Genomic DNA, 13,283 nt, shown 5'->3' with positions numbered 1-13,283 from the left:
GCCCAGGATTACGACATGGCAGCAACTTTTTCGGACGTATGTGCCGTGGTGCCGGCCGCAGGTTTTGGCCGGCGCATGCAGACAGAATGTCCCAAGCAGTACCTCTCAATTGGCGATAAAACGATCCTTGAGCACGCCGTGGCGGCGCTGCTGGCGCACCCGCGGGTGACGCACGTGGTCATCGCCATCAGTCCCGGCGATGCGCGTTTTGCGCAGCTGCCGCTGGCAAACCACCCACAAATTACCGTTGTCGATGGCGGCGCCGAGCGCGCCGATTCCGTGCTGGCGGGCATTCAGGCTGCCGGAAGCGCGCAGTGGGTGCTGGTCCATGACGCGGCGCGTCCGTGCCTGCACCAGAACGATCTTGCGCGCCTGCTGGCGCTGAGCGAAACCAGTAAAGTGGGCGGCATTCTGGCCGCGCCGGTGCGCGACACCATGAAGCGTGCCGAGCCGGGCAAGCGTGCTATCGCCCACACCGTTGAGCGCGTCGACCTGTGGCACGCCCTGACACCGCAATTTTTCCCCCGCGAACTGCTCCACGACTGCTTAACACGTGCGCTTAACGAAGGGGCGACCATCACGGACGAAGCTTCCGCGCTGGAGTATTGCGGTTTTCACCCTGAGCTTGTTGAAGGGCGCGCTGATAATATAAAAGTGACGCGCCCGGAAGATTTACAGCTCGCGGAATTTTATCTTACCCGTTCGACCCATCAGGAGAAGGCATAATGCGAATTGGACACGGTTTTGATGTACACGCCTTTGGCGGAGAAGGCCCAATTATCATTGGCGGCGTACGTATTCCTTACGAAAAAGGGCTGCTGGCGCATTCTGATGGCGACGTGGCGCTACATGCGCTGACCGATGCGCTGCTGGGCGCTGCCGCGCTGGGCGATATCGGCAAGCTGTTCCCGGACACCGACCCGGCCTTTAAAGGGGCCGACAGCCGCGCGCTGCTGCGCGAAGCGTGGCGCCGCATTCAGGCGAAAGGCTACACCCTCGGTAACGTTGATGTGACGATCATTGCTCAGGCCCCGAAGATGCTGCCGCACATTCCGCAGATGCGCGTGTTTATTGCCGAAGATTTGGGCTGCCACATGGACGACGTCAACGTCAAAGCCACCACTACGGAGAAGCTGGGCTTTACCGGCCGTGGCGAAGGGATTGCCTGTGAAGCCGTGGCGCTGCTGGTGAAGGCGGCAAAATGACGGACTTTGACAACCTGACTTACCTGCACGGAAAACCGCAGGGTTACGGGGTGCTGAAAGCCAGCCCGGAAGATTTCCTCGTGGTCGAGGATCTGGGCTTTGAGCCCGATGGCGAAGGCGAACATATCCTGGTGCGTATTCTGAAAAACGGCTGCAACACCCGCTTTGTGGCCGATGCGCTGGCAAAATTCCTCAAAATTCACGCCCGGGAAGTGAGCTTTGCCGGGCAGAAAGATAAACACGCCGTCACCGAGCAGTGGCTCTGCGCGCGCGTGCCCGGCAATGCGATGCCTGATTTAAGCAAATTTGAGCTTGAGGGCTGTAAGGTACTGGAGTACGCCCGCCACAAGCGCAAGCTGCGCCTCGGGGCATTGAAAGGCAACGCGTTTACGCTGGTGCTTCGTGAAGTGACTAACCGTGAAGACGTTGAAAAACGCCTGAATGACATCAAAGAACGCGGCGTTCCGAACTACTTTGGCGCGCAGCGCTTTGGCATTGGCGGCAGCAACCTGCAGGGTGCGCTGCGCTGGGCGCAAAGCGATGCGCCGGTGCGCGACAGGAATAAACGCAGTTTTTGGTTGTCGGCGGCCCGCAGCGCGTTGTTTAATCAGATTGTGAGCGAAAGGCTGAAAAAACCGGACGCGAATCAAGTTGTTGTTGGCGATGCGCTACAATTAGCGGGACGCGGAAGCTGGTTTGTGGCAACGGCCGAAGAAATGGCCGATGTTCAGTCGCGCGTGGACGCCAAAGCGCTGATGATTACCGCAGCTTTGCCGGGCTCAGGCGACTGGGGCAGCCAGGGCGACGCGTTGAGCGCTGAGCAGTCCGCCGTGGCGGATGCACCGGAATTACAATCCTTGCTGGTGCGGGAAAAAGTCGAAGCAGCACGCCGCGCGATGCTGCTCTATCCGCAGCAGTTAAGCTGGAACTGGTGGGATGACGTAACCGTCGAGTTACGCTTCTGGCTGCCGGCAGGTAGCTTTGCCACCAGTGTTGTCAGGGAACTAATCAACACCTCGGGTGATTATGCGAATATTGCTGAGTAACGATGATGGGATCCACGCGCCGGGCATTCAGACCCTGGCGAAGCACCTCCGTGAATTTGCGGATGTGCAGGTTGTGGCTCCCGATCGTAACCGCAGTGGAGCGTCTAACTCACTGACGCTGGAGTCGTCGCTTCGCACCTTTACCTTTGAAAATGGCGATATTGCCGTCCAGATGGGCACGCCGACGGACTGCGTGTTTCTGGGCGTGAACGCGCTGATGCGCCCGCGTCCGGATATCGTTGTCTCCGGCATTAACGCCGGGCCGAACCTCGGCGATGATGTGATTTACTCCGGCACCGTGGCGGCCGCAATGGAAGGGCGCCATCTCGGGTTTCCGGCGCTGGCGGTCTCGTTAAACGGCCACACGCACTACGACACCGCCGCCGCGGTGACCTGCTCGATCCTGCGGGCGCTTGGCCGCGAGCCGCTGCGTACCGGGCGCATTCTCAACATCAACGTGCCGGACCTTCCTCTTAATGAGATTAAGGGCATTCGCGTTACGCGTTGCGGAAGCCGGCACCCGGCGGATCAGGTGATCCCGCAGCAGGATCCTCGTGGCAACACGCTTTACTGGATCGGCCCTCCCGGCGATAAGTGCGATGCGGGTCCGGATACCGACTTTGCCGCCGTGGATGAAGGCTATGTCTCGGTGACTCCGCTGCACGTAGATTTAACCGCGTATAGCGCGCATGATGTGGTGTCGGGCTGGCTGGATCGCGCAGGAGTGAACGCGCAATGGTAAGCAAACGTGTACAAACTCTTCTGGAACAACTTCGCGCACAGGGGATCCGCGACGAGCACGTGCTTGAAGCGCTTGCTCAGGTTCCGCGTGAGAAATTTGTAGACGAGGCGTTTGAACACAAAGCGTGGGAAAACGTGGCGCTGCCCATCGGGCAAGGCCAGACGATTTCGCAGCCTTACATGGTGGCGCGGATGACGGAGCTGCTGGAGCTCACGCCCGACTCCCGCGTGCTGGAGATTGGCACCGGGTCGGGGTATCAGACCGCCATCCTGGCGCATCTGGTTCACCATGTCTGTTCCGTAGAGCGGATCAAAGGTCTGCAGTGGCAGGCGCGTCGTCGCCTGAAACAACTCGATCTACATAATGTATCGACACGCCACGGTGATGGATGGCAGGGTTGGCAGGCTCGCGCCCCGTTTGACGCTATCATCGTGACGGCGGCTCCGCCTGAAATTCCCGCTGCGCTGTTGTCGCAGCTGGATGAGGGGGGCATTCTTGTTCTGCCCGTCGGGGACGAGCAGCAGCTTTTAAAGCGCGTTCGTCGGCGCGGCGGCGAGTATATTATCGACACCGTGGAAGCCGTACGCTTTGTGCCTCTGGTGAAGGGGGAGTTGGCCTGAGACTCGGAATTATCCAGGGTTATTAAGGCAAATTCAGCGTATGGTGTGGCGCGAAAGACTCGTGTCATCACGGTTAATTTTAAGTCACTGGTAGTTAACACATTCCTGGGGGATAAATGAGCGCGGGAAGCCCTAAATTCACCATCAGCCGTGTTGCGGCATTATCACTGGTTTCGCTCTGGCTGGCAGGCTGTACAAGTTCTAACAATGCGCCTGCGCCCGTCAGTTCCGTTGGCGGAAACAGCGGCTCGGGTAACACGTCCAGCGGAATGTTGATCACGCCTCCGCCTAAAATGGGGACTGCCACAGCGCAACAAAATCCGCCAATCCAGCCGGTTCAGCGTCCAACGACGCAGCCAACGCAGATTCAGCCAGTCGAACAACCTGTTCAGACCCAAAATGGCCGCATAGTCTATAACCGTCAGTATGGGAACATTCCGAAAGGCAGCTATACCGGCGGCAGCACCTACACCGTGAAACGCGGCGATACGCTGTTCTATATTGCGTGGATCACCGGGAACGATTTCCGTGACCTCGCGCAGCGTAACAACGTCCAGGCCCCGTATGGTCTGGAAGTCGGGCAAACGCTCCAGGTAGGCAACGCAACGGGTACGCCACTGACGCCTGGCAACACGGTTTCAGCGGCCGATGTGACTGCGCAAAATAACAGCGTTAAGCCTGCACAAAAATCCACCACGGTGGTTGCTTCACAACCTGTAATTACGTATTCTGAGGATTCAGGTGATCAGACTGCTAACAAAATGTTGCCGAATAATAAAGGGACTGCGACTGTTGTCACAGCACCGGTTACGGCACCTGTGGTTAGCTCTACTGAACCGACTGCAAGCAGTCAGAATGCCAGCTCGTCAATCACCACCTGGCGCTGGCCAACTGACGGCAAGATTATCGAGAACTTCGCAACCTCTGAAGGTGGCAACAAAGGGATCGATATTGCAGGCAGTAAAGGACAGGCTATCATCGCGACCGCAGATGGACGCGTTGTGTATGCCGGTAACGCACTGCGCGGTTACGGTAATCTTATTATCATCAAACATAACGATGATTACCTGAGTGCCTACGCCCATAACGACACAATGCTGGTCCGGGAACAACAAGAAGTTAAGGCGGGGCAAAAAATCGCTACCATGGGTAGCACCGGAACCAGTTCTACACGCTTGCATTTTGAAATTCGTTACAAGGGGAAATCCGTAAACCCGCTGCAGTACTTGCCGCAGCGATAAATTGACGGGGCATGCCAGCCAGGGTGTCTCGTTCAGGGATCACGGGTAGGAGCCACCTTATGAGTCAGAATACGCTGAAAGTTCATGATTTAAATGAAGACGCGGAATTTGATGAGAACGGAGTAGAGGCTTTTGACGAAAAAGCCTTAGTAGAAGAGGAACCCAGTGATAACGATTTGGCTGAAGAAGAGCTGTTATCGCAGGGCGCCACACAGCGTGTACTGGACGCGACTCAGCTTTACCTTGGGGAGATTGGTTACTCCCCACTGCTAACGGCCGAAGAAGAAGTCTATTTCGCACGTCGTGCTTTGCGTGGTGATGTGGCCTCGCGTCGTCGCATGATTGAAAGTAACCTGCGACTGGTCGTGAAAATTGCCCGCCGTTACGGCAATCGTGGTCTGGCTCTGCTGGATCTGATTGAAGAGGGCAACTTAGGTCTCATCCGCGCAGTTGAGAAGTTTGACCCGGAACGCGGGTTCCGTTTCTCAACCTACGCGACCTGGTGGATTCGTCAGACCATCGAACGGGCTATTATGAACCAGACCCGTACGATCCGCCTGCCGATCCATATCGTCAAAGAGTTGAACGTTTATCTGCGTACCGCACGCGAGTTGTCCCATAAGCTGGACCACGAGCCAAGCGCAGAAGAAATTGCCGAACAACTCGATAAACCGGTTGATGACGTAAGCCGTATGCTGCGTCTCAACGAGCGCATTACCTCGGTTGACACCCCGCTGGGTGGCGACTCCGAAAAAGCGCTGCTGGACATCCTGGCCGATGAAAAAGACAACGGCCCGGAAGACACCACGCAGGACGATGACATGAAGCAAAGCATCGTCAAATGGCTGTTCGAACTGAACGCTAAACAGCGTGAAGTGCTGGCACGTCGTTTCGGTTTACTGGGGTATGAAGCTGCGACACTGGAAGACGTCGGCCGCGAAATTGGCCTGACCCGTGAACGTGTTCGTCAGATTCAGGTAGAAGGTCTGCGTCGCCTGCGTGAAATCCTGCAGGGGCAAGGTCTGAATATCGAAGCGCTGTTCCGCGAATAAGCATCCTTTCGTCAAAAAAGGCCCGTCGTGAGACGGGCCTTTTTCTTTTGTGCTACGGCTGTGCCGTTTCGTGCAGCAGGCGCCACACTATCCGAGCGCCTTCCTGATTGAGCACCGAGGTTGACCAGCGCACGTTGACGGGCAGGCCCGGCCGGGTTTGCGTCTCCCGGTAGTGAAGCACCGCGCCGTGATCCCAGCGCTGGATCGTGGATAATTCGTCAATGATGATCTTCAGCCCGGGACGGCTTCCGCGCTGGTTTTCCAGAAAACGGGTAAGAGCCTGATAGTCGAGTGGAGTACCGCCTGGCGGGATCATCAGAAAATCTGGGCTGAAGCAGGCGAGCAGGGCGTGGAGCTCGCCTTCGCCTTTGCCTAACCAGTTTTCAAGCGCAATGTGGAGGTCGATAATGTCGTGTTCAAAAGGCGTCATGGATTCTCCTGTCGCAGCTGGGTGAGCACCTGCGTATTGTTAAGACGAAGAACGTACAGGACAGGCAGCAAGGTCATGCCTGCGGCAAAAAGAAACATTCCGTGCCAGGCGGCGAGCGGTGGCAGCCAGGCCTGCGCCAGGTTCAGCGCCTGCGCCAGCAGCAGGGCACCGGCAAAAAAGCTCAACTGACGATTAAGATTCCACAGCGCGCTGGCATCCGGCATATTTTCCCGGCGCGTGGTCAGAAACGCGCTGCTCTGCGCTGTGCTGCTGCACAGGCTTCCCCCCGCGCCCATCAGGATAAACGCAGCGGCAGGTAGCAGCGTAGCCGAACTGACGTTAATCAAAAGCAGAATACCCGTCGCCTGCAACAGGCAGCCGATGACGATCAGCGGTCCGGGGCCGATACGGTTAAAATAGCGTCCCGTTGCCGTGATGGCGATAAACGATGCCACGGACCACGGCAGCATGAGCAGTCCCGTAGCGGCTGGGGTCATGTTTGCCACGTGCTGAAGATAAAACATACCCGTGACGTTCACCCCAATAAATACGCCTGGAACGCATAAATAGACGAGCATGGAAAACCGCAAAAGCGGATCCGCCAGCAAAGACAGGTTGAGCAGCCTGCTTGTTTTTATCGGCGATACTTCGTGTTTAAGCCACTGGCAGGCCAGCACAAAGGTCACGATGGCCACCGGGAGCGTGGCGAAAAATATCCATCGCCAGCTCAGCGCCTCTACCAGCACGCCTCCGAGCGCAGGGGAGCAGGCGGGAGCAAGCAACGCCACCAGCATCACCGCTGACGAGAGTCTGGCTCGTTCATGAGGCTGAAACTGTTGCCAGGTGATCGCCTGTCCGACGGGGATCAGTAAGCCCCCTCCCACGCCCTGCAGCACTCGCCAGGCGATCAGACTTTCAAGCGTTGCAGACAACCCTGCCGCAGCAGAGGCCACGCTGAACAGAAAAAGCGAGAGCAGGATGACGCGCTTTGGCCCGATGCGCCGCGTCAGCACGCTGCTGAAAGGGATCACCAGCGTCAGGCCGGCAATGTACCCGTTGCTGACCCAGGCAAGCGCTGAAGGCGTGGCGTTAAAGGTGTGAGCCATTGCCGGAAAGGCGACGCTGGCGATAAACATGTTAATCAGATCAAGAAAAAAGCCCAGCAGATAGACAGTGGTGACTTTACTGCGATACGTCATGGTGGTTCCTCCGGTGAGGTGACGTATCGTATCGATTGAGCGAGAACGGATAAACGCGACAAAGCGCGATATACTGTCAAAAATATTTTGACAGTAAAATGTGAGATGATGATTAACCTACAGCGCACGGCGATGTTTATCGCGGTGGCCGACACCGGTAGCTTTACTGCCGCAGCTGATGCGATGGGTCTGACAAAAGCCGTGGTCAGCTTCAACATTCGCCAGCTCGAAGCGGAGCTGGGGGTGACATTGTTGCTGCGATCCACCCGCCGTCTGACGTTAACCGAAGCGGGCGCGCTTTTTCACCAGCGAAGCGTCGCGCTTCTGAAGGCGGCGGAACAGCTGCAGGATGATGTCCGTGCGAATCATGCGGGGCTCACGGGAGAATTGCGGATTACCACCACGCCCGAGTACGGTTCACAGGTTGTGGTGCCGTTGCTTGCCTGGTTTAGCCAGCTGCATCCGGATCTCCGCGTGCGTCATGTTTCTTCGTCGCTGCACGCCGATCTGATCTTGGAGCGCTTTGATGTCGCCATTCGCCTGGGGACGCTTGCTGATTCGCGCTACCACGCCGCGTTGATTTCAACCTTCTCCATCCTGCCCGTCGCGACGCCCGAGTGGCTGGCTAACCATCCGGTTGAATCGCTTATGCAACTGGCGGACGCCGACTGGATTATTCACGAGCGCTTAGCTTCGCCGCTGCACTGGCAGGTAAAAGATGCCAACGGTGTGCCTGAAACGCTGGAGATAAGAAAAGCGCCGCGCCTGTTTGCCGACAGCGCTCAGGCTCTGATGGCCTTTGCACTTGCAGGACGTGGCGTGGCGTTGCTGCCGGAATGGCTGGTACGCGATGCGCTTGATGCGGGAAAACTGGTCCCGGTGTTGCCGGAGTATACTTTTGCGCGGCAGGGCATCTATGCGGTTTACCCAGATGCCCTGCACGTGCCTGCGAAAGTGCGCACCTTTATTGATTTTATGCGCACCCGCGTAGTTTAAAAAAGTCCGGTGGCGCTGCGCTTACCGGGCCTACGGGTTTTGTAGGTCGGCTAAGGCGAAGTCACCACCCGACAAAACAGACCGCAGAAAACTAAACCAGACTCTTCAGCCGATAAATCCACTCCAGCGCCTGACGCGGCGTCAGGGAATCCGGATCGAGATTCTCCAGCGCTTCCACCGCTGGTGACGTCTCTTCCGGCGGAGCCAGCAACGACATCTGCGTACCGTCAATCTGCGTGGCTGCCGCGTTCGGCGACAGGCTTTCCAGCTCCCGCAGCTTCTGACGCGCGCGTTTAATCACCTCTTTTGGCACGCCTGCCAGCGCCGCGACGGCCAGGCCATAGCTCTTGCTCGCCGCGCCATCCTGCACCGTATGCATAAAGGCAATCGTGTCGCCGTGTTCCAGTGCATCCAGGTGGACGTTCGCAACCCCCTCCATCTTCTCCGGCAGCTGCGTCAGTTCGAAGTAGTGGGTGGCAAACAGCGTCAATGCCTTGATTTTATTTGCCAGGCTTTCGGCACAGGCCCAGGCCAGAGACAGGCCATCGTAGGTTGACGTTCCGCGTCCCACTTCGTCCATCAGCACCAGGCTGTGCTCCGTTGCGTTATGCAGAATGTTAGCCGTTTCGGTCATCTCGACCATAAAGGTTGAGCGGCCGCTCGCCAGATCGTCCGCTGCCCCAACGCGGGTGAAGATACGGTCGATGGGGCCAATCTCCACTTTTTGCGCCGGGACGTAGCTGCCGATATACGCGAGCAAAGCAATCAACGCCGTCTGGCGCATATAGGTACTCTTACCGCCCATGTTCGGGCCGGTAATGATCAGCATTCTTCTCTGCGGTGACAGGCTCAGCGGGTTGGCGATGAACGGTTCGTTCAGCACCTGCTCAACGACCGGGTGACGGCCTTCCGTAATACGAATGCCGGGCTTGTCGGTAAAGGTCGGGCAGGTATAGTTCAGGGTTTCCGCGCGTTCTGCCAGGTTCACCAGCACGTCCAGCTCCGCCAGCGCGCTGGCGCTGAGCTGCAGGTCGGCCAGGTGCGGCATCAGCATGTCGAACAGCTCGTCATACAGCTGTTTTTCCAGGGCCAGCGCTTTGCCTTTCGAGGTGAGGACTTTGTCCTCGTACTCTTTCAGTTCGGGAATAATATAGCGTTCGGCGTTTTTCAACGTCTGGCGACGGACGTAGTGAATCGGCGCCAGGTGGCTCTGCCCGCGGCTGATCTGAATGTAGTAACCGTGTACCGCGTTATACCCCACTTTCAGCGTGTCGAGCCCAAGACGCTCGCGCTCGCGGATTTCCAGCTTATCGAGGTAGTCCGTCGCACCGTCGGCCAGCGCGCGCCATTCGTCCAGCTCTTCGTTGTAGCCTGGGGCAATTACGCCGCCGTCGCGCACCAGAACCGGAGGGGCATCAATGATGGCTCGCTCCAGCAGCTCGCGAAGCTCGGTAAATTCGCCCATGGTTTCGCGGAGTTTCTGAACCGGCGCGCTGTCAACGTCGCTCAGCTGCGCACGCAGTTCAGGCAGCTGCTGGAAAGCATGACGCATGCGCGCGAGGTCGCGTGGTCGCGCTGTTCGCAGTGCCAGACGAGCAAGGATACGCTCCAGATCGCCCACCTGGCGCAGAACCGGCTGCAGCTCGCTATAGCGATCCTGCAACGCGGCAATCGTCTGCTGACGGCAAACCAGCGTATTCGTATCGCGAACCGGCATATGCAGCCAGCGTTTGAGCATACGGCTACCCATTGGCGTCACCGTACTGTCGAGGACCGACGCGAGCGTGTTTTCCACGCCGCCCGCCAGGTTCTGAGTAATTTCCAGGTTACGGCGCGTGGCGGCATCCATGATGATGCTGTCCTGCTGGCGCTCCATGGTGATAGAACGAATATGTGGCAGGGCGGTGCGCTGGGTGTCTTTCACATATTGCAGGAGGCAACCTGCGGCACATAGCCCGCGCGGGGCGTTTTCCACGCCAAAGCCAATCAGGTCGCGGGTGCCAAACTGCAGGTTCAGCTGCTGGCGCGCGGTATCAATTTCGAATTCCCACAGCGGACGACGGCGCAACCCGCGACGGCCTTCGATAAGCGCCATTTCAGCGAAATCTTCGGCATAGAGCAGCTCTGCAGGATTGGTACGCTGCAGTTCGGCCGCCATTGTTTCGCGGTCAGCCGGTTCACTCAGTCGAAAACGCCCGGAGCTGATGTCCAGCGTGGCGTAGCCAAAACCCTTGCCGTCCTGCCACAGCGCCGCGAGCAGGTTATCCTGACGCTCCTGAAGCAGGGCTTCATCACTGATGGTGCCCGGCGTGACGATGCGCACCACTTTGCGCTCAACCGGGCCTTTCGAGGTTGCCGGATCGCCGATCTGCTCGCAGATAGCGACGGACTCACCCTGATTCACCAGCTTGGCCAGGTAGTTTTCTACTGCGTGGTGCGGGATGCCGGCCATTGGAATTGGCTCGCCCGCCGATGCGCCACGTTTGGTCAGCGAGATGTCGAGCAACTGCGACGCACGTTTAGCATCGTCATAAAACAGCTCGTAAAAATCGCCCATACGGTAAAACAGCAGGATTTCCGGATGCTGTGCCTTCAGCTTCAGGTACTGCTGCATCATCGGCGTATGTGCGTCGAAATTGTCGATTGTGCTCATGGAGTTATGATGTCCATTTCTTTGAAAATATTACGTTTTGAGCGGCTCAGTGGCCGTTTGTTCCTTCTATTGTCGCATGAAAAAAAGGTACGGCGCAGAAAAATGTCGCGGCTTTACGAGGCGCCTTCCGACATTAACTCAATGACGATTTTTCCATGCTCCACGCCCACTCTGACCTGGGAGTTGGTGGTAAAGCCCGCTTTTTCAAGCCAGTCTCCTTTTAAGCTCAGCGCCGCATGCACGCTGTACCGCTTTGGTATCTTCGTTTTTCGATCCTCGTGACGCTTTCTGAAATATCCCACTTTTAAATGGCGGTAGGGTTTGCCGATCGCGCTTTCTTTCATAGGGTCTCCAGACTATACGGACAACGGTCATTTCTGATGCCTGTATAAAATACCAGTGATTTTTATGAGGCGCAGGGTTAATACTGGAATCAGGCTTCAGGAAACGAAATGCAACAACTGAAATTCAATGTTGAAAGGTGTATTGTTTATGCATCTTATTATTCGGTAAGTCGCCATGACCGGTAAACGCATTTCACGAGAAAAAGAGACCATCGCGAAGATGATCGCGTTGTACGAGAAACAATGTCCGCAGGCTGCTCAGGATGAGGGGCATTATCAGGCGCTGAAGGCTTATGCTCATAAACGCCTGGATAAGTGCGTTTTTGGTGAGGAAAAGCCCGCCTGTAAGCAGTGCCCGGTGCACTGCTATCAACCCGCCAGACGTGAAGAGATGAAGCAGGTGATGCGCTGGGCAGGCCCGCGTATGTTATGGCGCCACCCCATTTTGACCATCCGCCATCTGATTGATGACCGTCGTCCGGTGCCGGAATTACCGGAAAAATACCGCCCGAAAAAGTGAACCGTTCAGCTTCGTAGCGGGCGGCAAATCACATTCAGGGCCAGTGCGCTGCAGAGCGGGAAGAGGGCCAGCAGCAGCCAGGGGTAAATCGCCTGCGTTGAAGGCACCAGTGCGCGATCCAGCAGGCTACCAAACAACAAATTTCCGGCCAGGACCGCGATGCCTCCGGCGGTAGAGAGCGCGCCGTAGTGCGCCCCCAGCGTTGATTCCTCGGCGAACCGTGGAATGAGATCTTTTGCCGAGGGCACCAGCAGCATCTGTCCCAGCGTCAGCAGCGTCACAAAACAGACCGAGGGCAGAAGCCGCAGCCAGCCCTCAGGCGGTTGCGTTGCCGCAAACATCGCCACGCTCGCGAAGGCGGCAGAGAGGAGCAAAAAGCCCACCGGTAGGATCCTCACCGCGCCCACGCGTCGGGCAAAGCGCGCCAGCGGCAGCTGTAACGAGATGATCAGAACGGAGGCGAGCATAAAAAGCGGGCCGAGATCTCTCTCGTTACCGCCGGAGCGCTGTATCTCCACCGGCAGCGCCAGATAGAGCTGGTTATAGCTTAACAGCCATGAACTGTAGGCAATGATAAAGGCGACAAAGCGCGGCTGACGAAACGTCGTCCACCAGGGCGCTATTTTTAGCGTCTGTGAACGGTGGGCAGCAGCAGGAAGACAGAAATAGAGCACCACCAACGCAATGACAAAGACACCTGCCCCCGCCAGCGCCACCTGGCGGAAGCCAAGCCCCGTTAGCAGGGCGCCCACAACCGGGCCCAGTACCGCGCCGAGCTCCCCGCAGACGGCAAAGAGCGCAAACCACTCCGCCCGGCTTCGTTTCCCTTTTGCCTCGCTGTGCGTACCCGCTTTTGCCAGCAATGCCTCAATAGAGGGAGAAAATAACGCGCCGCCGACGCCCGTCAGACACGCGCCCAGAATAATCGGCCACAGCGTTCCTCCGAAGGCCAGCAGCAGATAGCCTGAAACACGAACTATACAGCCGCTGAGGATAATGACTTTCGCGCCAAACCGGTCCGAGAGCGCACCGCCAACGATAAACATCCCCTGCTGGGAGAACGTACGCAGGCCCAGGATCAGCCCGATGAGCCCGCCGGAGAGCAGCATGTCGTCGCGCAGAAATATCGCCAGGAAGGGAACGACGGCGTAAAACCCAATGTTAAACACAAACTGGCTACCCAGTAAAACGGGCGGCCAGAGCGCGGTGGCGGGGCGCAAAGGCATACGGTTTAT

Annotated in this window: 14 protein-coding genes; 9 read left to right on the top strand and 5 right to left on the bottom strand. The window is 57.6% G+C overall.

What is annotated here, in order from left to right; all coding sequences use genetic code 11:
• Nucleotides 1–15 precede the first annotated feature (15 nt).
• The 7 genes from ispD (at nucleotide 16) to rpoS (ending at nucleotide 5,906) form a co-directional block, all read left to right on the top strand.
• A complete protein-coding gene (ispD, locus tag MX657_RS17890; RefSeq protein ID WP_346806277.1) occupies nucleotides 16–726 on the top strand; it encodes a 2-C-methyl-D-erythritol 4-phosphate cytidylyltransferase in 711 nt (236 codons plus the stop codon).
• On the top strand, nucleotides 726–1,205 hold the full coding sequence (gene ispF / locus MX657_RS17885; RefSeq protein ID WP_043956768.1) for a 2-C-methyl-D-erythritol 2,4-cyclodiphosphate synthase: 480 nt from the start codon (nucleotides 726–728) through the stop codon (nucleotides 1,203–1,205). The genes ispD and ispF overlap by 1 nt, the downstream gene beginning before the upstream one ends.
• On the top strand, nucleotides 1,202–2,251 hold the full coding sequence (gene truD / locus MX657_RS17880) for a tRNA pseudouridine(13) synthase TruD (RefSeq protein WP_333017038.1): 1,050 nt from the start codon (nucleotides 1,202–1,204) through the stop codon (nucleotides 2,249–2,251). The genes ispF and truD overlap by 4 nt, the downstream gene beginning before the upstream one ends.
• Entirely contained in the window at nucleotides 2,232–2,993 is a 762-nt protein-coding gene (gene surE / locus MX657_RS17875) for a 5'/3'-nucleotidase SurE (RefSeq protein WP_028014238.1), read from the top strand. Before truD ends, surE begins: the two co-directional genes overlap by 20 nt.
• Nucleotides 2,987–3,613 carry a protein-L-isoaspartate(D-aspartate) O-methyltransferase gene (locus MX657_RS17870; protein ID WP_028014237.1) on the top strand — a complete coding sequence of 209 codons (627 nt, stop codon included), beginning with the start codon at nucleotides 2,987–2,989 and terminating at the stop codon, nucleotides 3,611–3,613. The genes surE and MX657_RS17870 overlap by 7 nt, the downstream gene beginning before the upstream one ends.
• A 116-nt stretch (nucleotides 3,614–3,729) precedes the next feature.
• Nucleotides 3,730–4,854, top strand: coding sequence for a murein hydrolase activator NlpD (gene nlpD / locus MX657_RS17865; protein WP_080330145.1), 1,125 nt, complete (start codon nucleotides 3,730–3,732; stop codon nucleotides 4,852–4,854).
• A 59-nt stretch (nucleotides 4,855–4,913) separates the two neighbouring features.
• Complete coding sequence (rpoS, locus tag MX657_RS17860) at nucleotides 4,914–5,906, top strand: RNA polymerase sigma factor RpoS (protein ID WP_008499600.1); 993 nt, start codon at nucleotides 4,914–4,916, stop codon at nucleotides 5,904–5,906.
• A gap of 52 nt (nucleotides 5,907–5,958) precedes the next feature.
• Here the strand turns inward: rpoS and MX657_RS17855 are convergent, their stop codons facing one another.
• A complete protein-coding gene (locus tag MX657_RS17855; RefSeq protein WP_346806276.1) occupies nucleotides 5,959–6,336 on the bottom strand; it encodes a DUF4440 domain-containing protein in 378 nt (125 codons plus the stop codon).
• Nucleotides 6,333–7,535 (bottom strand): MFS transporter, encoded by a 1,203-nt coding sequence (locus MX657_RS17850; protein WP_346806275.1) that lies wholly within the window; start codon nucleotides 7,533–7,535, stop codon nucleotides 6,333–6,335. The genes MX657_RS17855 and MX657_RS17850 overlap by 4 nt, the downstream gene beginning before the upstream one ends.
• Nucleotides 7,536–7,643: 108 nt before the next feature.
• On the opposite strand from MX657_RS17850, the gene MX657_RS17845 reads away from it, so the two are divergent.
• A complete protein-coding gene (locus MX657_RS17845) occupies nucleotides 7,644–8,531 on the top strand; it encodes a LysR family transcriptional regulator (protein WP_346808571.1) in 888 nt (295 codons plus the stop codon).
• Nucleotides 8,532–8,622: 91 nt separating this feature from the next.
• Here MX657_RS17845 and mutS read toward each other — a convergent pair whose 3' ends face one another.
• Both mutS and MX657_RS17835 read right to left on the bottom strand, forming a co-directional pair.
• Nucleotides 8,623–11,184 (bottom strand): DNA mismatch repair protein MutS, encoded by a 2,562-nt coding sequence (gene mutS, locus MX657_RS17840; protein ID WP_080330149.1) that lies wholly within the window; start codon nucleotides 11,182–11,184, stop codon nucleotides 8,623–8,625.
• A 113-nt stretch (nucleotides 11,185–11,297) separates the two neighbouring features.
• Nucleotides 11,298–11,528, bottom strand: coding sequence for a SymE family type I addiction module toxin (locus MX657_RS17835; RefSeq protein ID WP_080330150.1), 231 nt, complete (start codon nucleotides 11,526–11,528; stop codon nucleotides 11,298–11,300).
• A 175-nt stretch (nucleotides 11,529–11,703) separates the two neighbouring features.
• On the opposite strand from MX657_RS17835, the gene MX657_RS17830 reads away from it, so the two are divergent.
• The gene (locus tag MX657_RS17830; protein WP_119916216.1) at nucleotides 11,704–12,048 is read left to right on the top strand and encodes a nitrous oxide-stimulated promoter family protein; all 345 of its coding nucleotides are present in this window, start codon (nucleotides 11,704–11,706) and stop codon (nucleotides 12,046–12,048) included.
• Between the two features lie 5 nt (nucleotides 12,049–12,053).
• On the opposite strand, the gene MX657_RS17825 is transcribed toward MX657_RS17830, so the two are convergent.
• Nucleotides 12,054–13,274 (bottom strand): MDR family MFS transporter, encoded by a 1,221-nt coding sequence (locus MX657_RS17825; protein ID WP_217480527.1) that lies wholly within the window; start codon nucleotides 13,272–13,274, stop codon nucleotides 12,054–12,056.
• Between the last annotated feature and the right edge of the window lie 9 nt (nucleotides 13,275–13,283).

The organism is Enterobacter chuandaensis, assembly GCF_039718975.1.
Taxonomy (GTDB): domain Bacteria; phylum Pseudomonadota; class Gammaproteobacteria; order Enterobacterales; family Enterobacteriaceae; genus Enterobacter; species Enterobacter chuandaensis.
Note: the sequence above shows the minus strand (reverse complement) of the source record. Positions and strands in the feature narration are given on the sequence as shown.